This is a genomic window from Telluria sp. LT2P80 (assembly GCF_059685955.1).
Genome location: NZ_JCASIO010000015.1, coordinates 1 through 23,087 on the forward strand (window position 1 = coordinate 1; position 23,087 = coordinate 23,087).

The 23,087-nt window shown below is 53.6% G+C and carries 18 protein-coding genes; 3 read left to right on the top strand and 15 right to left on the bottom strand.

All coding sequences use genetic code 11. The annotated features are described in order from the left end of the window. Nucleotides 1-282: 282 nt before the first annotated feature. Entirely contained in the window at nucleotides 283-945 is a 663-nt protein-coding gene (locus tag AC56LW_RS23040) for a thiol:disulfide interchange protein DsbA/DsbL (protein ID WP_499638023.1), read from the bottom strand. Nucleotides 946-1,174: 229 nt separating this feature from the next. Between AC56LW_RS23040 and AC56LW_RS23045 the strand changes: the two genes are divergently transcribed. Next, nucleotides 1,175-2,335 (top strand): IS30 family transposase, encoded by a 1,161-nt coding sequence (locus tag AC56LW_RS23045; protein ID WP_499638025.1) that lies wholly within the window; start codon nucleotides 1,175-1,177, stop codon nucleotides 2,333-2,335. Between the two features lie 54 nt (nucleotides 2,336-2,389). Here the strand turns inward: AC56LW_RS23045 and AC56LW_RS23050 are convergent, their stop codons facing one another. The 3 genes from AC56LW_RS23050 to AC56LW_RS23060 all read right to left on the bottom strand — a co-directional run bounded on the left by AC56LW_RS23050 (nucleotide 2,390) and on the right by AC56LW_RS23060 (nucleotide 7,132). Further along, nucleotides 2,390-3,181: a hypothetical protein gene (locus AC56LW_RS23050; RefSeq protein WP_499638028.1), complete on the bottom strand. Its 792-nt coding sequence runs from the start codon at nucleotides 3,179-3,181 to the stop codon at nucleotides 2,390-2,392. 535 nt (nucleotides 3,182-3,716) lie between these two features. Then, complete coding sequence (locus tag AC56LW_RS23055) at nucleotides 3,717-5,585, bottom strand: site-specific integrase (RefSeq protein WP_499638031.1); 1,869 nt, start codon at nucleotides 5,583-5,585, stop codon at nucleotides 3,717-3,719. A gap of 536 nt (nucleotides 5,586-6,121) precedes the next feature. Then, complete coding sequence (locus tag AC56LW_RS23060; RefSeq protein ID WP_499561032.1) at nucleotides 6,122-7,132, bottom strand: DNA-binding protein; 1,011 nt, start codon at nucleotides 7,130-7,132, stop codon at nucleotides 6,122-6,124. Nucleotides 7,133-7,267: 135 nt separating this feature from the next. Here AC56LW_RS23060 and AC56LW_RS23065 point away from each other — a divergent pair, with 135 nt between their 5' ends. Next, the gene (locus tag AC56LW_RS23065; protein WP_499638060.1) at nucleotides 7,268-8,467 is read left to right on the top strand and encodes an ISL3 family transposase; all 1,200 of its coding nucleotides are present in this window, start codon (nucleotides 7,268-7,270) and stop codon (nucleotides 8,465-8,467) included. A 30-nt stretch (nucleotides 8,468-8,497) separates the two neighbouring features. Here AC56LW_RS23065 and AC56LW_RS23070 read toward each other — a convergent pair. Beyond that, nucleotides 8,498-9,585 (bottom strand): IS3 family transposase gene (locus AC56LW_RS23070; RefSeq protein ID WP_499561034.1). Its coding sequence is split into 2 segments (ribosomal slippage): nucleotides 8,498-9,333 and nucleotides 9,333-9,585, totalling 1,089 coding nucleotides; the frame shifts between segments, so codons are not numbered across the junction. Between the two features lie 68 nt (nucleotides 9,586-9,653). Between AC56LW_RS23070 and AC56LW_RS23075 the strand changes: the two genes are divergently transcribed. Then, nucleotides 9,654-10,100: a helix-turn-helix domain-containing protein gene (locus tag AC56LW_RS23075; protein WP_499561036.1), complete on the top strand. Its 447-nt coding sequence runs from the start codon at nucleotides 9,654-9,656 to the stop codon at nucleotides 10,098-10,100. 738 nt (nucleotides 10,101-10,838) lie between these two features. Here AC56LW_RS23075 and AC56LW_RS23080 read toward each other — a convergent pair. The 10 genes from AC56LW_RS23080 to AC56LW_RS23125 all read right to left on the bottom strand — a co-directional run bounded on the left by AC56LW_RS23080 (nucleotide 10,839) and on the right by AC56LW_RS23125 (nucleotide 23,082). Next, nucleotides 10,839-12,098 carry a sensor histidine kinase gene (locus tag AC56LW_RS23080; RefSeq protein WP_499561040.1) on the bottom strand — a complete coding sequence of 420 codons (1,260 nt, stop codon included), beginning with the start codon at nucleotides 12,096-12,098 and terminating at the stop codon, nucleotides 10,839-10,841. Further along, nucleotides 12,091-12,774, bottom strand: coding sequence for a response regulator transcription factor (locus AC56LW_RS23085; protein ID WP_499561042.1), 684 nt, complete (start codon nucleotides 12,772-12,774; stop codon nucleotides 12,091-12,093). Before AC56LW_RS23085 ends, AC56LW_RS23080 begins: the two co-directional genes overlap by 8 nt. Nucleotides 12,775-12,993: 219 nt before the next feature. Further along, nucleotides 12,994-13,209 carry a hypothetical protein gene (locus AC56LW_RS23090; RefSeq protein WP_499561044.1) on the bottom strand — a complete coding sequence of 72 codons (216 nt, stop codon included), beginning with the start codon at nucleotides 13,207-13,209 and terminating at the stop codon, nucleotides 12,994-12,996. A gap of 740 nt (nucleotides 13,210-13,949) precedes the next feature. Beyond that, nucleotides 13,950-15,596 carry a phosphoethanolamine transferase gene (locus tag AC56LW_RS23095; protein WP_499561046.1) on the bottom strand — a complete coding sequence of 549 codons (1,647 nt, stop codon included), beginning with the start codon at nucleotides 15,594-15,596 and terminating at the stop codon, nucleotides 13,950-13,952. 180 nt (nucleotides 15,597-15,776) lie between these two features. Further along, nucleotides 15,777-16,184, bottom strand: a complete 408-nt coding sequence (locus tag AC56LW_RS23100; protein WP_499561048.1) for a diacylglycerol kinase — start codon at nucleotides 16,182-16,184, stop codon at nucleotides 15,777-15,779. 357 nt (nucleotides 16,185-16,541) lie between these two features. Continuing rightward, the gene (gene fliE / locus AC56LW_RS23105) at nucleotides 16,542-16,907 is read right to left on the bottom strand and encodes a flagellar hook-basal body complex protein FliE (RefSeq protein ID WP_499561050.1); all 366 of its coding nucleotides are present in this window, start codon (nucleotides 16,905-16,907) and stop codon (nucleotides 16,542-16,544) included. Nucleotides 16,908-17,522: 615 nt separating this feature from the next. Next, nucleotides 17,523-18,107: an SIS domain-containing protein gene (locus AC56LW_RS23110; RefSeq protein ID WP_499561052.1), complete on the bottom strand. Its 585-nt coding sequence runs from the start codon at nucleotides 18,105-18,107 to the stop codon at nucleotides 17,523-17,525. A 16-nt stretch (nucleotides 18,108-18,123) separates the two neighbouring features. Next, nucleotides 18,124-19,050, bottom strand: coding sequence for a cation diffusion facilitator family transporter (locus AC56LW_RS23115; protein WP_499561054.1), 927 nt, complete (start codon nucleotides 19,048-19,050; stop codon nucleotides 18,124-18,126). 112 nt (nucleotides 19,051-19,162) lie between these two features. After that, nucleotides 19,163-19,744, bottom strand: a complete 582-nt coding sequence (locus AC56LW_RS23120) for a hypothetical protein (RefSeq protein ID WP_499561056.1) — start codon at nucleotides 19,742-19,744, stop codon at nucleotides 19,163-19,165. 164 nt (nucleotides 19,745-19,908) lie between these two features. Further along, the gene (locus tag AC56LW_RS23125) at nucleotides 19,909-23,082 is read right to left on the bottom strand and encodes a CusA/CzcA family heavy metal efflux RND transporter (protein ID WP_499561058.1); all 3,174 of its coding nucleotides are present in this window, start codon (nucleotides 23,080-23,082) and stop codon (nucleotides 19,909-19,911) included. Nucleotides 23,083-23,087: the final 5 nt, after the last annotated feature.

Here is a 23,087-nt window from a genome sequence, read left to right on the forward strand (position 1 = left end):
ATCCCGGAAAACGCGGCATTGCACCCTGAGCGCTTTGAAGAGCCGCTCAACATGCATCGGCGGGTACAGTTCCGCTGCCAGGGCCTGCTTCTAAGTTTTTACACGGCCTGGGCCGAATCCGGCCGCTTGGGTCAGCTTAGCAGGTTGCCTGGCTTGAAAAAGTACTGACTGTCACGACAGGCCGGTACCGACCCTAAGCGGACGGTCAAACAGTAGCCGTTTGCCATCCAGACCTATCAGTTTGAACCCACCTTAACCAAGTGTTTAAATGTTAACGAATGCCTACTTGGTAGCAGCAGACCTCGCGACTAAAGCGTCTAGGACCTGACCGGTGGCTGTCATTACCTGTTCTGGATTCCGGATATTGTTTGCCTGTCGCACCAAGTCGGGCGACACAACATATTTGCCGTCAATGATGATGGTTGGGGTGCCGGTAACTTTGTAATTGCTTGAGACCTGCTGTAGCCGACGTAGCTTAGTGGTCACGGCGAATGAATTCCAAGTCTCTACGAACTTGGCGCGGTCAAGGCCATTCTTGGTTGCCCAGTCGATGATTGCATCATCCTTCATCAGGCGCTGACGCTGTACGTGCACAGCTTGGAAGATACGTGGGTGATATTCCTCTAGCTTACCCATCGCCTCCAAGGTTAGGAAAAGGTGTGCTTCTGGATCGGTCTGTCCTTGGAACGGCAGATGGATGCGTCGCATGACGATATTGTCACCCTGCTTCTTGATCCACTGATTTAGGGTCGGTTCGAGCGCATTACACGCCGGGCAGTGGTAAGCGAAGAACTCGATCACCTCAACCTTCTTCCCTGTCGCCTGGACAGGCTGCGGCGCACTCAGGGTTTGGTAGTCGACACCGTTTTTCGGGTCCGTCGGCGATGCAAACGCGGTACTGGTGACCATGAGAGCGGCTATAACAGCAAAACGTAGAGAACGCATAACCATCCTTTTATAAATTGAGCTGGAAGTGTAGGGGCAAATGCCCTAAGAAAAGCAAAGGGTTGCGTGCTTCTTCGTCCGGTTTTGGCCGAACCCCGCCGTTCAGCTGAGCATATCAGTTCATGAAGGCTGAAAAGTCGCGGACTGTCACGAAAAGCAGGCATCGACCTTGGATTCAACCGGTCGACGCAACACACTAAACTCTGGGTAAGCAGAAGGAGTGTTACGGATGAAGCAGAGAGCAAGGATTTATTATACGGAAGCCCAGAAGGCGTTGATGTGGGAGCACTGGAAAAAGGGGGAATCGCTCCAGCAAATTGCCCAGCTGTTCGATCGAAACCACTCGTCTATACAGCGAATTCTTGCCGAGTCTGGTGGCATTCGGCCCGCAGAAAGACACCGATCAAGACTGGCATTAACCTTGGCCGAGCGGGAAGAAATATCACGCTCGCTAGCTACTGGTCAATCGATCCGTCAGATTGCTCAAGCACTTGGACGAGCACCGTCCACTATTAGCCGTGAGATCAGTCGCAATGGTGGCCAGACGAGCTATCGAGCTGGCTGTGCAGACGCGGCTGCTTGGAAGCGAGCCCATCGTCCTAAGTGCTGCAAACTGGTGACCAACCCTGAGTTGGCAAATATCGTAACAAGCAAACTCCAATTACAGTGGTCGCCTGAGCAAATTGCTGGGTGGCTCAAGCATACGTTTTCAGGCAGCGAGGATTACCAGGTGTCGCATGAAACGATTTATCGCAGCCTCTTCATTCAGGCCCGTGGTGCGCTGAAAAAGGAGCTACTTGAGCATCTTCGGCGAACCCGGGCCATGCGCCGATCGCGTCATCATACGCAAAAGAAAGAAAATCACGGCAGGATCAAAGATACGGTATCGATCAGCGAACGACCTGCCATAGTGGAGGATCGCGCTGTACCAGGACATTGGGAAGGAGACCTAGTGTTCGGAGACAGAAATAGCCAGATCGCTACCCTTGTCGAACGCCACACTCGTTACGTGATGCTAGTAAAAGTCGCAAGCAAAGATACAGAAACAGTCATCAGCGCATTGATTGATAACGCCCGTCAGTTACCCCGAGAGCTTTATCAATCACTGACTTGGGACCGGGGCAAGGAAATGGCTGACCACAAGCGTTTTACCATGGCCACTGATATCGATGTCTACTTCTGCGATCCACACAGCCCTTGGCAGCGTGGTAGCAATGAAAATACCAACGGACTATTACGCCAGTATTTCCCAAAAGGCATCGATATCTCCGCGTACTCGCAGGCCCAACTTAACGAAGTAGCTCGCAAATTGAACGAACGGCCAAGGAAGACTTTAGAATACCAGACACCCGCTGAACGATTCAGCAAACTTGTTGCATCGACCGGTTGAATCCAAGACCCAAAGCAGCCATTCCCCAAAACTGTTACAGGACAGGAGCACGCATCAGCGAAGCACTGGCCGCGCCTGATAAATACTTAAAAGAGTTTTGACAGCTAACTGAACGACGAGCGCGGATATCAGCGCAATTAGAAACGCAACCCCGATAGTTTGTTCTTCCAACAGCACTGAAATAAGCAAGCAAAACGTGGCAAACGCGAAATAGCCATAGATCATCCCGCGTAGAAGGGCGACCGCAAATGCTCGGCCCGAATGACGATGCGAAAATCCGACAAGAACCGTGCTCATGATGGGAAACATGGCAAGGAAGCCGCTCATCCTCGCGCCAAGCCGAGAGGCCGAAAATGTGACGAACAGCACGAGTAATGCGGCAGCGAGCATGCGCCAGGAAAGGTCACTTGAGCTCGACTTGGTCGGCGCGATAGGGTCTGGCGCAACTGCGGGAAAACACAAGGGTGTAATCAGAAGCGATGCGATGACGAGCACAAAGCTGAGCATGATGCTTATTTGTGTTGATTGCAGAACGACAAGCGCGACGCCATACATAACGAGTGCACACAGCATCGATCCAAAAACATTAAATCGACGCGAGGCCCACACATAGGCGAGCGTAAACACGAGAATAGCGATCACTGCGAGCAGAGTGCCCTGGGCGGCAGCGGCCGCAAATGGTGCGCCTTGTTCGAGCGACAGTATCAGCAAGATCGGCCCGGCAACGATCGGAAAGGCGGATAACCATCCCGCCACCGCTGGCCCCCAGCGACGACCGGCAAGCGTCACGCCGAGAATCAATAAGGGCACAAACAATAGCTTAAGAAAGAAAATTGAATTAATCATGTCTTGTTTGAGTATTTTCTTAAGCGAAGCTGCGAACGGCCGCTTTTGGCCGAACTCGGACCTTCACCCGATGCAGTGTACGAGTGTCGTTAGCTGTTCGGCAAGGCCTTGGCAAAGAATCGAAAATGGAGGACCGAGAGTAGGGGATGGGTGTGCGGTATAGTTATCCACATTTTCTGTGGACAACTTAGGTTCGTGAAGGGCACAAGCCGCTCTGCATGGGGATGTTGTCGGAATGCCTGCGAAATGGGCAGGGTGCTTAGGTGAACGGTTTCTAGGCAAGTATGTTGTCACAGTCGTACATTCCGCAGACCGATGTGCTGCTATGCGCAACCCGACGCGTTCAGATCGACGCACAGATCTCGTTCATGTCTGATAGTGACAACCGTCGCGTTTGATACTAGAGCTAGTAAACTACCTTGCCTCTACTCGACATTAGCAAACCTATTGTCGATTTAGAGTAGTTTCCGCCACCAGCAAGCCCAAGTCGTTGCGTCGCTTGGCACTTTAAGGCCAAGGTTCGATGAAACAGCAGTCACGTTCTCTCCAGTCGCCGCTTCTCCGCTGCATCCTCGTTTCGTGCAAACTGCTTCGCTGCCTCCTGTGCAATGCGGCGCTGGCGCGTCTTCGCATACACTTTTGTAGTCATGATATTAACGTGTCCGAGGACGTCCTGGACCACTTCCATTGGCACGTTGTCTTCAACGGCGTTGGTGGCGTAAGTGTGCCGGAAAGCATGCGGCGAAGTTCGTTGTAGCTGAATGATTTCGTCCAGCGAAAAAGCCGGCATTTCGTTTAACGACAGCGCAGCAGCAAATGTGCGTACGCGGCGCAATGCTGCGTCGACTACATAATAAAGCGAGTTTACGTGATAGCTGTTGCCCTGCTCGAGCTCGGCCAAGGCTTCTTCGGTTCCCAGCTCATTCGCGCGTTGTTCGCGTGCTTGTCTCTTTGCCGCTGCCTTCGTTGCCGGCGTGACGATCGGTGCGATCAAGTAGCCGCGTCTGGTCGGGTCGTCGAAGTCAAGGTCTCGGTCGCGCCAATGCGCGCGCAGAGCCGCTTCGGTGCGGCTGTTGACCGGGACGTCGCGCTCGACCTTCCTCTTGCCCTCGACGGTAAGCATCCACACGCCGGCCGCATCCGGACTGGGGATGAAGTTGGCGCGCAAGGCGCTGACGACTTCTGCTCTACGCAAGCCGGAATCACCCATCAGCAGCAACGCCACTAGCGCGACCCGGTCTTGCCGATTCGTTTCGACCTCCCCAAGTCGCTGCAAAATCTCGACCACGGTTTCCCAAGTGTCACGGCGCAACGCCCGGTCGATCTTCATAACGTGTTTTCGCTTCGTGACTGCGGGATCCTTCACGGTCACCCACGGATTGCCGCCCAGGTAGCGCACTTTGATTAACCAGTCGAATGCGCTGCGTAGGATAACGACTGCCAGGCGTTGCGATTGCGGCTTCATAGGCTTTTCGTCGAAGGGCCTCCAGCGCTCGGTGTTCCTAGGCGCACGCGGGCCGCAAAACCGGGGATCGGGAACCGCCAGGAATGTCCGATAGGCCAAACAGTCCTCAGCTAGCATGGAAGAGAGCGGCTTGCGGGCAACCAGCGCGCACCATAGGATCAGGCGTTCGAGCTCCTTACGATAGGAGCGCTGAGTTTCTGGGGAGTCGTCGTAGCGCGCCAGAAATGTGTCGACGGCCTCGAGGTCATCACGGGCGGCGATGAAGCAGAACGCGGGCGCGCGATTGATGCCGTCTACGCCAGTCAGGTAAGGGGGCAGCTGGAACGTACCCAGCGGCGCGATCGGGTTTGGTGCGCGCGGGTCCAGAACTGGGCGCACTGCGGACACGGCGTTCGCCGGCGCTCGCAACTGGTATGCGTCGATCTGCCCAAGATGCTCGGGCCACTTACTCAACCATCGCACGATCGCGTCTGCGCGACGGGCACCGATCCGCGGTAAGGCGCGCCACCAGCCGGCGCCGCGGCGTTCGATGCGATTGACCAGCTCGCCGATCGTCGTGATGCCTTCTTCCCGTAACAGCCTTGAAATCGTCGGCCGGAACCACTGCCCAAGACGGTGGTCGCGATGCGGTCCTGGGTTAGTCGCTTCGGCTGCCTGTACCAAGATGCCAAGCTGAGAGGTCGAGATATCGCGAGTCAAACGTGCTGTCTGCAAGGTCTTCGCGAACTCAGGGTTGCGCTCGATCGAGCGCTCGACGATGTGATCGCGCATCCGCTTTAGATGGCGTTCCAATCCATTTTCGACCTCGGGGCTATCGGACGCGTAGTAAAGGTCGGCAATACGTGAAACCGGGATTCCGCTGCAGTAGGCGCGCAATGCGGCATAGTCAGTGCGGTTGTAGTCAATGTCGGGAAGCGCGATTTTGCTGTGCTGTGCCATTTGAATCTTGTTGTGTAGGTCGAGGCGTTATGACTGTCTGGCCAGAGCGCCGTCCGGTTGCAATTGTGTTGGTTATCGTCAGTGCATGCAGATGCTGTGGGCATGTTGCTCGAAGCGTCATTGTTTCACGGGATTTTTCTTCATAGTTATCAGTCACTTGCGGCGAGTATGCGGGCGTATCAACTGTTTCACGTGAAATTTTGGGTCAACAACGCTTACGTGATTATAACAATAATCACGTAAGGGAAGTGCCTAACCGCTACGAGAAAATGCGCAGTGTGCGAGCGCTCGTACCTAAAACTCCGTACTCGGGGTACCTAAACCTACCGACTCTGCGTATAAGCCCCGTTTTCGCCGTCGAGTCTATATGTTTAGGTAAATCTTCATGGCTTACTCATCACGTCAACAGCTTTAGGTACAACGGAAGTGTTTTTGGATACGGAATCGCGTCGGACGTTCAGTTATGACAGACGAAACAACTGGGTGCAGCTCGCGGATCGGCGTGTGGGAATCGGGCCGCTAGCGTCAGGCCTGGCCTATTTGTCTGGCTTGCTTCGTGCGGGTCGCCGCCGACGAGACGCTGCGCGTGCCGAACCCAACTCTTCTCTGGCCGATGCCGATTTCAGCGCCTTTTGCTCAAGCCGTCCACGAAGCTCGGTCACTCTGGCGCGCTCGGCGGCAAGCTGGCTGCCTAGCGACGCACTCTGGTTCGCGCTTTCCGCAGCTTGGCGGGCGGCTCGGTCGCGTTCGTCGGACAGTAGTTCAGTCTTTGCTATATAGCCGCCGAGCTCCTGACTTTGTCTCGCAAGCTGGAACTGCGCCGCTTGCACCTGGTTCTGCATTCCTTCGATTCGGGCGGCAGATGCCTTGCGCTCTGCATCGAGCTGCTTCTGTAATTTAGACGTCGTCGTGCGCTCACGGTCCAGGTCAAGCAGTGTACGTTTTTCCAAGTCGGTGTAGCGTCTTTCGGCTTGGACAACGCGCCCCGTTATTTTGTCGATCTCGGTCACGTGTGCTGTGGACATTGAATCGATGAGGCCTTGCAGCCGTTCGATTTCTGCCAGCGATTCGACAAGCCGCTTCCCCGTCTCCCGCTCGACTGCTGCCCTCGCGCCTAGTTCTTCTCGCTGTTGCGCAACTGTCGCCTCAGCCGACGCAATCTGAGCGCGAGCGTTCTCGAACTGTGATAACAGTTGGGCGAATTGGTTTTCCAGTGTCGCCTTCTCGGCCAGTGCCGCTTCGCGCTCGACGACCACGCTCTGCTGCAAGGCTGCGATTGATTCGTCAGCCGCCTGGCGGGCCAACGACCAGATTTCCCCGACCAGTTGGCCGGCTGAATGCTTGACCTGGTCCGGCAAGTCCGCGTGCTGTAGGTCGACCCTGGCCCGTTCCCTGAGGTCGCTCCAGAACCGCCTCAGTGCTTCGTTTGGCACAGACATGCTTCCCTTACGAACGAATTGGTAGAGCGCGTTCGTGGTCGGCGTTAGGCCGTATCTAAAGAACATGATGCTGCAGGCTTCCCGATACAGATCCGGTAATCCCCCCATTTTAGGGTTCTACGCGGATAACGGGGGAAGACGGGGTTGACGATCTGAGCAGATGGTGGCGGCGGAGGTTTGATGTTGGTAGATTGATAGTCGCCAAACAAGTCAATCTATCAAACCACCGCCATGCTCAATGCTATGTCGTCTCTCCCGTTTTGGGAAGGTCATATTGTCGATGCCGTCGAGGAACAGGAAGATGGGGCGCTGTTAATCATTCTTGATACCTGTCCGGCAAGTGATGCCGTCTGCGGGGCGTGTCGCCAGCCTTGTGCCCTAGTGCATGAGCGCCGAAGGCGTAAGGTGCGCGATCGCGACGTTCTGGACAAGCGTGTCTGGCTCGATGTGCCGGTGCGGCGACTGGACTGCCATCACTGCAATGCACGGGTGGCCGAGCACATTGTTTGGCTCGACCGCCGGTCGCGCATCACGCACCGCGTGCGCCTCTGGGTCGAGGCGCTGGCGCAGTTGCTTCCCATTGCCCATATAGCCCGGCTAACTGGCCTGCACTGGCATACCATCAAGGACATCGATCACCAGCGCTTGAAACACCTGCATGGTGACTTTTCGGCAGAAAGCGTACAGCGCCTGGTCATGGACGAATTCGCCCTGCACAAGGGACACCGGTATGCCACTGTCGCCCTCGATGCCGAGAGAATGCGGGTGTTGTGGGTTGGGGAAGGCAATAGCCGGGAAGCGATCCGACCATTCTTCGAGCTGCTGGGAGAGCAAGGCTGCCAGCGCATCAAAGCCGTCGCCATGGACATGAACACGGCCATGGACCTTGAAGTTCGCCAGCAATGTCCGAACACAGAAGTCGTCTATGACCTGTTTCACGTGGTAGCGCGCTTCGGCCGCGAAGTGGTCGATCGGGTTCGTGTCGACCAAGCCAACACCTTGCGCGCCGAACCAAAGGCCCGCCAGGTCATCAAGCGCAGTCGCTGGCTGTTACTACGCAACCGCGACAACCTTAAGGCCGAACAGGCCATCAAGCTCGAAGAACTGCTCGCTGCTAACCAGCCCTTGGCAACGGTCTACCTGCTCAAGACCGAACTGAAGGAAATCTGGTATTCGCCATCAGTTCGGGAAGGTGCTCGTCGATGGAAAACCTGGCTCAAGCTCGCCTTGGAAAGCCAGATCGCACCGTTGATCCAGTTTGCCAAACGCCTGGCTAAATACCGACGTGGCATCCTCGCTTCTGCTATCTATCCGATGAGTTCATCGATCCTGGAAGGCGTCAACAACCGCATCAAGGTCATTAAGCGCATGGCCTACGGATTTCGGGACGCATCATATTTCTTCTTGAAGATCAAGGATGCGTTCCCCGGTAAAGTGCGATGAACCATTTTTAGAGCACGCTAAAAGTAGAGGTTAAGCGGCAAGTGCCAGTTTCTGTTTTGGCGTGATACCGCCGAGCGCCATGTTAGGCCGTTCGTAATTGTAGGTCCACAGCCAGTTGGTGGCAAATTCCTGGATCTCGTCGAGGCTTTCAAACAGGTGATGGGCAAGCCAGTCATAGCGAACCGTCCTGTTGTAGCGTTCAACGTAAGCGTTTTGCTGGGGCTGCCCGGGCTGGATGAAATCAATGCGGATGCCTCGCTTGGCCGCCCACGCCAAGGTCACTGCGCTGATGTATTCAGGACCGTTGTCGCACCGGATCGCTGCCGGCTTGCCGCGCCATTCGATGATCCGGTCAAGTGAGCGTATCACGCGTTCGGACGGCAGCGAGAAGTCGACCTCGATGCCCAGTCCATCGCGGTTGAAGTCATCGATCACGTTGAACAGACGGATGCTGCGCCCATCGGCGAGTTGGTCGTGCATGAAGTCCATCGACCAGCTCTGGTTGATCGAGGTCGGTACCGCCAGCGGCAGCGGTTTTTCGCGCACCAGGCGATGACGCGGCTTGATGCGCAGGTTCAGCTCGAGCTCCCGGTAAATCCTGTAGACGCGCTTGTGATTCCATTTGAAGCCTTTAACGTTACGCAGATACAGGAAGCACAGCCCGAAGCCCCAGTTGCGCTGGTTGTTCGTTAGCCGCACGAGCCAGTCGGCAATCAGGACGTTTTCCGCGTCCAGCTTAGCCTTGTAGCGGTAACAGGTCTGGCTGATGCCAAAGGCGTGGCACGCCAGCTTGACTGTGGCTGACCGCTCCAACACGGCCCATTGCGCCATCTCCCGCCGCTGAGATGGCGCTACCATTTTTTTGTGAGTGCCTCCGCGATGATCTCGGCCTTGAGACGTTCTTCGACGTACATCTTCTTGAGGCGCCGGTTTTCCTCCTCCAGCTCCTTCATCCGTGCCATCAACGAGGCGTCCATGCCGCCGAACTTTGAGCGCCACTTGTAGAACGTGGCGTTGCTGATGCCGTGCTCGCGGCACAGTTCCGGTACCGGGCTGCCGGCTTCGGCTTGCTTGAGGATGGCAATGATCTGGCTGTCGGTAAAGCGGGACGTCTTCATGTAGAGCTTTCTGTATCTTAAGTAGAAAATTCTACTTCTGATCGCGCTCTTTTTGTGGGGGGATTATCGTGCGCGAATATTACGGCGCCCGCGTGGCCAACAAGGTGGCGCGCACCATGGTTATACCTCCTCACCGCGAGGGTGGCCAAGCCCAGTTCATTGAACAACCGGTAGCCGCGTCCACCCAGGATGCGCAGCTCAACATCCTGCTCGACTACCTTCGCCACAACCTCGACCGGACACACAGCATCGACGACTTGGCAGAGCGCATCGCCATGAGCCGTCGCACCTTTACCCGCCATTTCAGCAAGGCAACCGGCATGACGCTGGTCGAATGGCTGGTCAATGAACGCCTTCACCAGACGCGCGAACTTCTGGAAACGACATCGCTGTCGATCGACAGGATTGCGAGTATGGCCGGGTTCCAGACGCCAACCTCATTTCGCCAACACTTTAAAAAGCGGTTTCAGGTCAGTCCCAGAGACTGGCGAAAGACATTCAGTGCTATGACATAGCGAGATGTGCTGTCCGATAAGCACATGCTAGTTCAACTATTCTTCAGGGCTACGTTGAACAGACGCCCACGTCAAAGGTCTGCTTTGAATCCAAGGTCGAAAGCGGTCGGTCGAATAGGTCGAAGAAGCCCGGAGGTTGTGTGCAACTTTATCTTTGCAAGAACGCCGACATGTTTCGAATTCATGCAATTCGTGTCAAACTCTATTTTGGTGGCGTCGGCCGAGAAATTCGCAAGTTGTTGTTTTTGATAAAGAAGTTGTGTCAAACTTTATTATTCGTGCACACCTATGCGGACTTGGTGCGCTAGCAATGTCGTTGCGTTATATGCTTGATGTGCCATTCGTACGGCGCCGTTTTGTAGGCGTTGCCGGCGCTCAGCGCCGTTATCGCACGGCTGGTTTCGATGCGACGGATATTCGATCGAGCTGTCCGCGCAGCTCAAGGACCGTCGCGTGCCCTGCGGCAAGCGCCATGTGCAGCTCAGCTCTCTGCAGTTCACTCCTTGGAGCTGATTTTGCTAAACGGTCACGTTCATCAGCGAGCAGTTCGAACAATGCCATGCAAGTGCCAAGCTCCTGACCCTGCCGCGTAAGCTGGAGCTGTGACGCCTGAACCTGAGCTTTTATATCTTCGATCCGGGCTGCAGAAGCGCGGTGCTCGGCTCCGGGTTACTTTTGCAATTTGATCACTACTGTCCGCTCACGGTCTAGATCCTCAGTCTTTGCTGATAAGCACTCTCACTCCTGCTCTGCTTTCCGATCAGTACTCTCGGTCGCTCGGAAGCGGATAGTAAAACGGCTTCCACCGCCTTTTCTTGATTCGTACTCGAACGAGGCGTTCAAGTAATCGCAAATGCGCGTCACAAGCGACAGACCAAGTCCAGTACCAAGGGACCCGCTTGACGGGGCAAGACGATTCCCGTGCCCTAACGTACTTTTGACTGCCTCTGGAAGACCCGGGCCCGTATCTTGGACAGTCAAGTGGTTCTCTCCAAGGATGACCGTCACTTCCCCCTGCTCAGTGTATTCGCAGGCATTTCGAACGAGATTGGCAACGGCTGACCTACAAAGTTCGACAGGCGCGCGCATGATAAGTGGGGCGTCGCCAACACATATAAGTCGAACAGGTTTGCCGGCAACAAGAGATTGATAAGTCACAACCTCCGCATATGCTACTTCACCAACCGAAACAGGTTCAAAATTGCTCAGTTCGGGAACACGCGCGAGCAGAAGCATCACGTTAATGCATTCGGCGGCATCTTTGGCGGCCTTGAAGACACGCAAAGCCGCCGCTCGCCTACGTTCGTCATTCTCACCTTCTAGAAGGATCTCAGTAGAACCAGTGATTACCATGAGTGGTGTACGAAGTTCGTGACTCACATCTCCGGTGAAGAAACGCTCACGATCAAGCACTCTGCGTAGTTCAACAGTATGCGCCTCAAGCGCTCTAGCGAGAAACCCTAACTCGTCTTTGCGCTCCGTAAGCGGCAGAACCCTAGCACCTCGCGCGACAGCAGTTGCTAATTCGCTGATCGGAGAAACGATGCGGCGAGCCACAAATCTTCCCAGGCCTGCAGCTGAGAGAACGCAGCAAGCAAAGAACGCAGCAAAGGTAGAGTAGACGACCAGTTCCACTTCTTCATAATCACTGCCATGGTCTACGACAACATATGGGCCGAACGCGTCGGCTCCCGCTAGTACGTGCAAGCTTTCTTGTCCACTTGCCGAGTCGGAGATCCCTGGCGGTAGCCCGCGCAGCGATGTGGGGATGTCATCACCTCGGTGAAAGCGAAGCCCAGCCGGCAGATCGACTTCTATTCCAGCAATTTCGCGCGGCAAAGCCCACTTCTCCACTTCTGCAAGCCGGTTATCAACGAGATGGACTTCTATTCCTTCTACAGCAACGGCAACGAGTATGGAAAAGCAACCGGCGAGAACAAAGCCGAAAAGCGTGAAGGCGGAGAGTATGCGTCGACTTAACAGGACATCGTTACGCATCTGGAAGCACCAATCTGTACCCAACGGCTGGAACCGTTACTAGCATCGGGAACTCGAACGGCTTATCGATAGCTTGGCGCAAAAAGTGGATGTGGGTTCGAAGTGAATCACTTTCCGGTCGATTCTCGCCCCACACGACATGCTCTAACGTCTCACGGGTTACAACACGAGGTGCGGCCACCATCAGCGCGCGAAGCATGACGTAACCGATTCGGGTCAACGCAATCCTAACACCATCACGCGATACCTCGTGAAGCTCCGGGTCGAACGACAAGGCTCCGAAACGTAGAGCCCGGTCGATTCCATGGGCACCGGTAGCTCGACGTATCATTGCCCTCAACCGCATGTCCAACTCGGCAACTGAGAAAGGTTTAATGAGATAATCATCTGCGCCGCTCTCGAACCCAGATGCCTTATCAGCTAGACTATCTCTCGCAGTCAGCATCAAGATTGGAGTGCTAAGCTTGAACTCGTAGCGTAATTTCTGGCAAACCTCGATCCCACTAATTCCCGGCAACATGACATCAAGGACAATCGCGTCATATTCGTTTTCTGAAATAAGGGCTAGACCGCCATAGCCGTTGCGCGCTGAGTCAAGCGTGTAGCCTTTAGGCTCAAGAAACCCGTAAAGGGTTGCAAGGATTTCTGAATTGTCTTCTACTATTAACACTCGCATGTTTGCTCTCACAATAGTTTATCGTGACTTCGATATTACTCAGGACACGATTCTGTCAAGTCGCAATCACATTGCGACGGTGGTCGACCTGTTCGATTAGAATATGAATCACCTGGAAATGAAGTGCATGCGATCGATTTGCGAATTGTCGCCCACGTTCGCAACTGAATTCACTTTCTTAGTCTTCAAGCTTAGATTTAGGCGCACCTGTCAACGCCATCACAAGTTCACAGCGGCTTCCGACTCATCGCTACCATTGGTTGTTGAGGTGTAGTGCGCCAATATTGCGAACAACCACAAGGCGGCGGCATCGAGCGAAACGCTGCCTAATAAAATCGCATCGATTGCAGTCCAAGTCGCTATAAAAGCACGGCAAGCAAAATCTTTGCGAGAAACATTGGATCGCGACCAGCGCAATTGCAAATCTGGAGTCATGGATTACAGGGCCTATATTTCATCGGCTCGGAGTGATGGGGCATTAGCTGCCGTTAATTGCACTGGAAGTCAGCTCGCGCCCGCGTACCCGATTGCGCCATCGCAATATCCGCTTTAGTGGTGCACTATGGAGCCAGCTAAGTACATTGCGCCGAAGATCCTTTTACAACCACGACCGTGCTAACCGCGTTCTCTTAACTACAAAGCGTGTCGTAATTTAAGACCTAGAAACGAATGTCGACATAGTCAAATCCTGTGAAGGGTTTAACCTGCTTATTCTCAGCGGTGGTCAGGTTGCACCGCGCCATTGCGGGCGCTCAGGGCGAGAAAGAGAGAGGGAAGTGAATGCAGCATCATTGGCGACTGGAAAGACGCGGTTCGCGACACGAACTGGCATGGCCTGCTCGAGTGCAGCCGGCGTGGATATTGCGTGGTTGCATGACGAGCAGTGAGAGTGCGCGCTTACGACTTTCTTTGAACCAGTTGCATTGCCTGGTTCGATCGAAACGACTCCGTCGCCTCGGTCGGCCTGATGCTGATGATGGCCGGAATGCTGCGCAACTAGACCCGTCTCTTGTATGCAATAAGCACTAACTGCACTCCAGCTGAACTGCAGTGCAAACATGAGGAGTAAAACCTGAACGAGCCTGCGAGTCATGGCGTGAAGTATAGCATTGACCCATGAGAAACACGGTCTGTTTTGTCCTCAAACTGCGCCATTAAATGAAGCATTTCGGCGATCAGGAATTGATTTTACGAACACACGGGTTGAAGATATCTAACGCTGGATTAATGGTGGCGCTATTGATATCTAACATGCCTAACACAGAGTGAAAAAAATTGTCGTGCGTGAACTCCTGCTGACGTCGCGCGTTAAGACACTGCTGATCTATCCGAAAGCGCCTACTGAAGGCGGAAGACATCCACATTATCATTGGCACATGGGTTTGCTCACGCGGTGCGATCAGATAAGGTGCGCCATGCAAATACATATTTCGTTCGCCAAGCGATTCTCCGTGATCGGATACGTAGAGCATCGCAGTGTCTACAACGCCAACGTTAGCCGCCGCTTCAAGTTGGGCGATCGTTCGGCTGAGGATGTAATCTGTGTAGAGAATGGTATTGTCATAGGCAGCAACGATCTCTTCTCGCGTGCATTGCTGGAAATCGGTCGTCGTACAGGCAGGACCAAATTTCGCGAAACGCTCAGGGTACCGCAGCGAATAAGCCGGTCCGTGACTACCTTTCTGATGCAGGACCAACACCGTGTCCTTAGTGATTTTACCAATAAATTCAGGGAAGTCTGCGAGCAGGCGCTCATCGTAACACTCCTCTGTTGAACAATGTACTGCTCCCGGTTCGGGAATTGAAAGATCCTGATACTCAACCCTATCACATACGCCTTTGCATCCGGAATTATTACTGCGCCAAATGACTCTCATCCCAGCATGCGACAAGACATCCAGTAGTCCCTCCTGCCCGCGGGCCTTTAGCGCATCATAATCGCTACGCCCCAATGTGGAAAACAAGCACGGGAGAGAGACGGCAGTCGCCGTGCCACAAGATTGGACATTGGTGAAATTAATGAGTCCTTTCTGGCGCGACAGTAGCGGATTAGTATCATTAGCGTAACCGTTCAACGAGAAGCTCGAGGCTCGGGCGGTTTCTCCCACTACGATCACCAAAACTACTGGCTTTCGCCCCTCGATCCACGTTCGACCTTTAATTGCATCCCGTCCGAGCGGCTTCACTATGATAGGGGTGCGCAATCGAGTGCTGGCATAGGCTTGGGTCGCCTGAATTAGGTTCATCGGAGTCAGTCTATACCGCAATTCATGGTACTGGCGGAAGGTAGGCGCCAAGCTCTTGAACGTTAAGATTAGCAACAAGATGGCAACGCAGATCACACCAGTGAATAGCGTGAGACGCGTCATCATTCCGCTACTGCCTCCAGGATAAATGATCTTTGTGCCGGCAAACCAAACCGAAGGAATGATACCGAAAACGGTAACGTAGACGAACATCCTCCAATTTAACAGCTCTGTCGCCTCCTTGAAGTCGGTCTCAAATACATTTTGGATCATCGTTTTATCTATAGAAATACCATATTGATGTATAAAATAACTAATGCCGGAAGAAATAACGATAGCCGCAATAACGACGGGCTTGAAAATTCGACTAAAGCTGAATAAAGTCAGAATTCCAATGAAAAATAGAACCAGAATAGCGAACATTCCAAGTAGCAGCGGAACGCGGGCAAAATCGATGCCATCGATGTACTCGATATAACCGACCCAGAACCCCGAGTTCGAGAATATCGAAAGATACACAGCAGCAATTACAATTGTCGAAAATACACTAAAATGCTTCTTGAAAATCTGCGTCACTTGATTACCCTTGATGAGTCAGTGCCCCGTTAGGCAACATAATTCATTCAGAATAGATTTTTAACCGTATCGCTAAGGTGAAAATGATGTTAAGTTCCTGATAAACGGAGGATGAAAAAATGACAATGGCATCAAATATTTCTTTGTCGTTGGGCGTTCTCAAACTAAGTGGCAAACGCATTACAATAATTGTGATAGCACGACTGGTACAAACAAGATCGCCCAAGTCAGCACAGCTAGCAATATCGTAGTGAACACGGCCGCGCTGCCCAGATCCTTCGCACGCCCTGATAGAACATGGTAGTCGAGCGACACTCTGTCGACCACAGCCTCAACAGCGGAGTTGAGCAACTCTACTATCAGAACAAGCAGCAAAACAGTTGTCAGCGCAACTTTTTCGATTGTTGAAACTGGTGCACATAAAGCAATTACTATTCCCGGACAAACTACCACCATCTCCTGGCGGAACGCATGCTCGTTTCGCCACGCTGTTCGAAGCCCCTTTATTGAGTAGCCAAATGCAGCTGTCACCCGTTTAGCGCCGCCGACGCTCTTGTATTGGCTCGAGTAATCTTCGTCGATTTTCATAACGATTTCGTTTAATATGATTTTTTTATGATTCAATAACATAGAAAGCTCACGATATTGCTACGAGCTCCCAAATCGCCTAACTTGCAAATGCTCTCATCAAGCCCGTAAAATCAGAGTTAAGAGGAGCAAAAAAGCGTTAAAAAAGAAAAAATAGGTATGTTACGCTTAGGAGGCGGACCGGTCGCCGCAGCGCGACCGGCGTGAGGGGCTTATCTGGCACTGCGACGTAATCCGAGCTGTTTTGCGGTCAGGTGAATTGCCCAAAGAATTCGCAAGCAGTCGATTATTGTGTAGAGTGACTACATAGCAGTATGTGCCGAAACTCAGTGGGCGATGCTGGATCAGTCCAATGGATCACACCTGCATATTCATGATGTTGGTATAAGCAGTCACTACCTGATTCCGTACCTGAAGAGTCCCCTGAAAGGCAATGCTCGATTTTTGCATCGCTATCATAGTGTCCGCTAAGCTGATCGAGTTGTCACCTAGTGTAAGACGCTGCCCGAGCTCCCGGGCCTCTGCAGAACGGTCGCTCACGGCCTGCAATGTCTTTTCCAGGGTCTGCGCGAAGTCAATTTTGACTGCCGGCTTGCTGCCTAACGCAGATGAATAAGTTACAATTTCTTGCAATAATATTGGCTTGCGTGACCCCGCCCTCAGTTGCTCCAACATAGCCTGAGTCGCGCTGCCGTCTATACTATCAATACTATTGATCGCCATAGGCCCTCCACGTTTTAAAGAAATCCGTCATCCTGACAGGAGATATGAGCTTTGCTTTCGCAATTTTGAATATCGTAGCGATTAGCCTGTTAAGCGCTCGTTAAATGCATGTCAAACCACACGTCGCGCACCGTGGGACAATGTCAAGCACGTCATTCACATGTTCGAGAATAGGATGAAACACGACAACCATAGGATTTCTTTAGAGGAACGTTGGCCGGTAAAAAAGACTAATGTTGGAATGGAAAGCGCTCCTTATTTCTTTTTGATATTTAATTAAACCATTGGTTCCTGTCCTCGCTGCCATACCCGCGATAGGCGTTGAGTAGGCTCTCACCTTGCGCTGAAAGCTGATTTTTAGTTACAGTCATCGCAGCTTTCAGGTAGCCTAAATGGACACAGTTCTAATTGAATCAATACATCTGTCGGCGAAGTACCTTTTTTACCTAAACAAAAAGAAGAAAAGCCTCGTGTCAAGCCTGACAAGGTACCTATTCTGCTAGGGACAGATATGATATCGATCTGAGAAATTTATTTCCGAGTGGTTTTATCCGGTTGTTTCAATTTAGATCCTGTATGGTACCCGCATGCCGGTCAAAATATACTCAAACTACATTAATAGTTCGCTGGATAAAGCTCTCGTTCGATCAGCTCTATCAAAATATGAATGATCTTTATGTGCATTTCCTGAGTCCGATCGGCAAACGCCCTAGATGGACAACTGATACAGACGTCACATAGGTCCTCCAAGGGCGATCCAGAAGCCCCGGTTAATGCGATGACCTGCATGCCGAGTTTCTGAGCCATCTGGGCTGCTACTAGGATCGAAGCACTTTTCCCGCTAGTACTTATCGCAAGCAAGACATCGCCAGGACGGCCATGAGATTGGATGTACCGGCTGAACACATTTTCATACCCGTAGTCGTTCGCGACGCACGTGATGTGAGTGGGGTCGCTGATTGCAGTTGCGGCAATCCCCGGGCGATCGTGACGGAACCGCCCTGTTAGCTCTTCCGCGAAATGCATTGCGTCGCACATTGATCCGCCATTACCGCACGAAAATGCCCTTCCGTTACTACGAAAAGCTGTCACCAACAAATGAGCCGCGGCGGCGACACTCTGGAGCTTGCTTTGATCATTTACAAACTGATCGAGCACCTGCTGCGCTTCGGTCAGGCCATTTTTGATATGTTCAATCATGTAAATTCCTATACTTTCAATGACTTGTGCGTGACTCAAAACTGTGTGCACCTGTCGCCTGTTCACAAGGTGCACGCTCAACTTGGACGGTGGAATGGTGAATGTCGAATTTGTCTGCAACAGCACGACGTACCCCGGCCAACACAGTGTCGTCGTCAGCTTGATCGGGATTGCGTACGACGTGCACGGTCAAGCTCACCTTGCCGCTCGTGATGGCCCACACGTGCAGGTCGTGGATGGTAACGACACCGGACACCGCCAAAATCGTTTTCTCCACATCAGCAAGGACGATTTCCTCAGGCACGCCCTCAAGCAACACATTCAAGCTTGCTTTTAACAGCACCCAAGTACGCGGCAGTACCCAAAAGCCGATCGCCACGGCAATCACGGAATCAATCCACGCGGCTCCAGTCCAGCGGATCAGAAGCGCACCGATGATTACACCGATCGATCCCAACATGTCACTCCACACCTCAAGATAAGCGCCTTTGACATTCAGGCTGGAGTCCTTGCCAGCAGAGAGAAGCCGCATGCTGATCAAGTTGATGATTAGGCCAAGTACAGCCACGATTAGCATGGTCCCAGAGGCGATTTCGGGCGGATCTTGCAGACGTTTCCACGCTTCGAACAAAATGTACATTGCTACCATGAACAGCAGGATCGCATTCGTGGCAGCGGCCAGAATTTCGAAGCGATAGTAGCCAAAGCTGCGCTGTGTATCGGCCGGCCGGCGCCCGATTTGAATTGCCGCCAGTGATATAGCCAGTGCTGCAGCATCGGTGAACATGTGCGCCGCATCAGAGATCAACGCCAAGCTATTGGTCATAATTCCGGCGATGAGCTCGGCGACCAAGAACGTTGACGTCAGGCCAAGCGCGATCCACAAGCGACTTGTGTTTTGCGTGGGTGAGACGGTGTGGGAGTGTGAATGACCCGAACCCATGGTTTCTCCTTAATTCGTTACGTCGTTAATTTTAAGATCGAGACCGGCATCTGGACTCGAGGATCGGATATCAATGTGATCCGACCGCGATCTGTACAAGCATAGCTCTTCTCTAATCCAACAACCGACTCAGTTGCACTACCTGCGGTGCCAGCACAGCGAATATCATAATAACCATCAAGCCCACACCGACAATGCCATCGGCATTCTGGAACCCTGCTGCGATCGCCAATACAGTGAGAAGCGGCGCAATAAATGGAAGTGCTGCCAGAGCGGCATTAACCAAAACGATCGCGCCCTTTTGGGCGCTGCTATACCGGTAGTAAAACCCACGTAGCACACCAACCAAAAATGCGCATAATGCGCCCGGCAACAACTCGAGTGGCACCAAAGTTGATGCATGATTCAAGGCATGCACTGCGCCGCCAGCAAGAAATGGAGTGAGTAACACAAGGACGCTGACTACGGCAAAACGCACTACAGCGCTTTGAGCTGCCTTGCCCATTTTGCTCCGCTCCCCCTCAAGATTCCCGCTGTTCAGCGTCATAATGGCAAGCTGATACGACGCGCCTGCAGCTAAAGAAAAACTTTCCCAAAAGAAAGCTCCGTACATAGTCAAGATGACCACCACAATGCTCGATCCCAGGACTACGTGAGATACGGCGGTATCGAGACCGCTTGGTGTCATGCGCATAAACAAAATCTCCCAAACGCGGCAGAGCGACGCGCCCCGCCCGTCTCAATGAACAAGACCCAACGGCGCGGATAGCCTGTCAAATATCGATTGTCGATCGTCGACTGGCATCTGCGGGACGGCGCGTTGACGGGACCGTCCCGGCGCATCTTCTGCTCAACGGTTCAGACCGGGGTTACTACACGACTTTCACGTAGAGGGCCCTCAGCATCCTTTCGATGCGCCATGCGATACAGGAGCGGCAATACCAGCAGAGTAAGTACTGTCGAGGACAAAATGCCGCCAATCACTACTGTAGCCAGCGGGCGCTGAACCTCGGCTCCCGTACCGGTAGCGATCGCCATCGGCACAAACCCGAGCGATGCCACCAATGCCGTCATCAGCACCGGGCGGAGGCGCGTAAGCGCGCCATGCGTTATGGCTTCATCGAGCGACATGCCGTCTTCACGCAGCGACCGGATGAACGAGATCATTACCAGTCCGTTTAGCACTGCCACTCCGGACAAGGCAATAAAACCGATCGCTGCCGTGATAGAGAGCGGAATGTCTCGCAGTGCCAAGGCCGCAATCCCCCCGGTCAAGGCAAAAGGAATGCCGGTAAACACCAGCAGTCCATCTTTCACGTTCCGGAACATCATGAAAAGCAGTATGAACACCAAGAACAGTGCAAGAGGCACGACGATCTGCAGGCGCTGGGTCGCCGATTTCAGTTGCTCGAACGTACCGCCCCACGTGGTCCAGTAACCGGCCGGGATGCGCACGCTCTTGGCCAGCGCCTCCTCTGCTTCCGGTACGAAGCTACCAATATCGCGCCCGCGTACGTTGGCACTGATCACGATACGTCGCTTGCCGTCTTCGCGACTGATTTGGTTTGGGCCTGGCGCAATGTCGAGTGTCGCTAATTCACCTAAAGGAATGAAGTTCGTACCGGCGGCGCTAGAGCCCGAGCGAGCCGGTAGTGCGATCGGAAGCCGGCGCAACGCATCAAGGTCTGTTCGCTGTACCTCCGGCAGCCGCACAACGATCGCAAAACGGCGATCGCCTTCGAACATGGTGCCGGCCTCGCGGCCACCGGTTGCCGCCGAGATGGTTGCCTGAACGTCAGTAATGTTTAGGCCATAGCGCGCTGCCTTGTCACGGTCGATATTGACCGTCAGCATTGGCAAACCGGTGGTCTGCTCTACTTTCACCTCAGCCGCGCCTGGCACGCGTTGCAGTACTGCAGCGATTTGGGCACCAGTCGATGCCAGCACGTCCATATCGTCCCCGTACAGCTTTACAGCCACATCGCTACGCACGCCTGATATCAGCTCGTTGAAACGCAGCTGGATAGGTTGCGAGAACTCATACGCGTTACCCGTATATTTTTCCGCCTCTTTCTGGATCGCTTCCACCAGCTCGGCGTGGCTGCGCTTGGGCTTGGGCCAGTCAGACTCCGGTTTAAGCATGATGTAGCCATCAGAAATATTTTGCGGCATGGGGTCAGATGCGATCTCGGCTGTCCCGGTGCGAGCAAAGACACGTTCAATTTCAGGGAACCTCGCTTTCAGTCCTACTTCCAGCTTCTTTTGCATGTCCACAGACTGAGTCAGGCTAGTCGCTGGAATGCGTAAAGCCTGAATCGCAATATCCCCCTCATTCAGGTTCGGAATAAATTCACTACCCAGGCGCGTTGCCAGAAGCCCAGAGAGCATCACGATCACGATTGAGGCGGTCAGTACTATCGGCCCGTTGCGCAGGACAATACGCAGCGCCGGTTCATATGCGTTGCGCGCCATCGTCATCAAACGATTCTCTTTTTCCGCCACTCGCTTTCCGATAAACAGGGCTACCGCAGCAGGTACAAAAGTGATCGACAGGATCATGGCACCCAGCAGTGCGATGACCACAGCAAAAGCCATCGGATGGAACATCTTCCCCTCTACCCCGCTCAGCGCGAAGATCGGGAGGTATACCACCATGATGATCAATTGACCGAACAGGAGCGGTCGGCGCGCCTCTTTGGCAGCAGCAAAGACTTCCCGAAAACGCTCCTGCAAAGTCAGCTCGCGCTTGTTCTGTTCCTGTGCATGCGCCAGGCGCCGGACACAATTTTCAACGATCACTACGGCGCCGTCGATGATGATGCCGAAGTCGAGTGCGCCAAGGCTCATCAGGTTCGCACTAACGCGGTATGTAACCATCCCTGTAAATGTGAATAGCATCGACAGAGGGATGACCATCGCTGTAATGATGGCCGCGCGAATGTTGCCCAAGAAGATGAACAAAATCACGACGACCAGGATTGCGCCCTCCAGCAAGTTCTTGCGCACTGTGGAAATCGCTTTATCGACCAGTACCGTGCGGTCATACACAGGAACGGCTTTGACGCCGGCAGGCAGGGTCTTATTGATCTCCACCATCTTGTCTGCGACCAATTGCGAGACCTGCCGGCTGTTCTCACCGATGAGCATGAATACGGTACCGAGCACAACTTCGACACCGTTGTCGGTCGCGGCACCCGTGCGTAATTCGCGTCCAACAGCGACGTCAGCGACATCGCGAATACGCACCGCGACCCCATCCTCGTTCTTCAAGACTGTGTTTCGGATATCGTCGATAGTGCGTACTTGGCCAGGCGCGCGAATCAGGAGCTGCTCGCCCGATCGCTCGATGTAACCTGCGCCCGTATTGTCGTTGTTGCGCTCGACTGCTGTGGCGACATCAGCCAGAGTGACCCCGTAAGAGCTGAGGCGGTTCGGATCGGGGGTGATATGGTATTCCTTGGCGTAGCCACCGATCGAGTTAATCTCGGTAACGCCTGGTACCTGACGCAGTTGCGGCTTGATGATCCAGTCCTGTACTTCGCGCAGGTCCGTCGGAGTATAGGGTGTGCCGTCAGGCTTTTTTGCCCCTGCTTCAGTCTCGACCGTCCATAAGTAGATTTCGCCCAAGCCGGTGGAAATCGGACCCATAACCGGTGTCGCACCTTCAGGCAGTCCCTCCCGCGCTTCTTGCAGTCGTTGGTTGACCAGCTGACGCGCGAAATAAATGTCAGTACCGTCGTTGAAGATGACGGTCACCTGCGACAGCCCGTAACGCGACAGCGAGCGTGTTTGCTGTAATCCAGGCAGGCCGGCCATCACAGTCTCGACAGGATAGGTGATGCGCTGCTCGACCTCGAGCGGCGAGTAGCCTGGCGCCGATGTATTGATCTGGACCTGCACATTGGTGATGTCGGGTACTGCGTCAATCGGCAGGCGCTGATAGTTGTAGACGCCGATCGCCGCCATGGCGAAGACCAGGCCCATGACGAGCCAACGGCTGTCAATGGCAAAACGTATGATGCGTTCAAACATGGAAT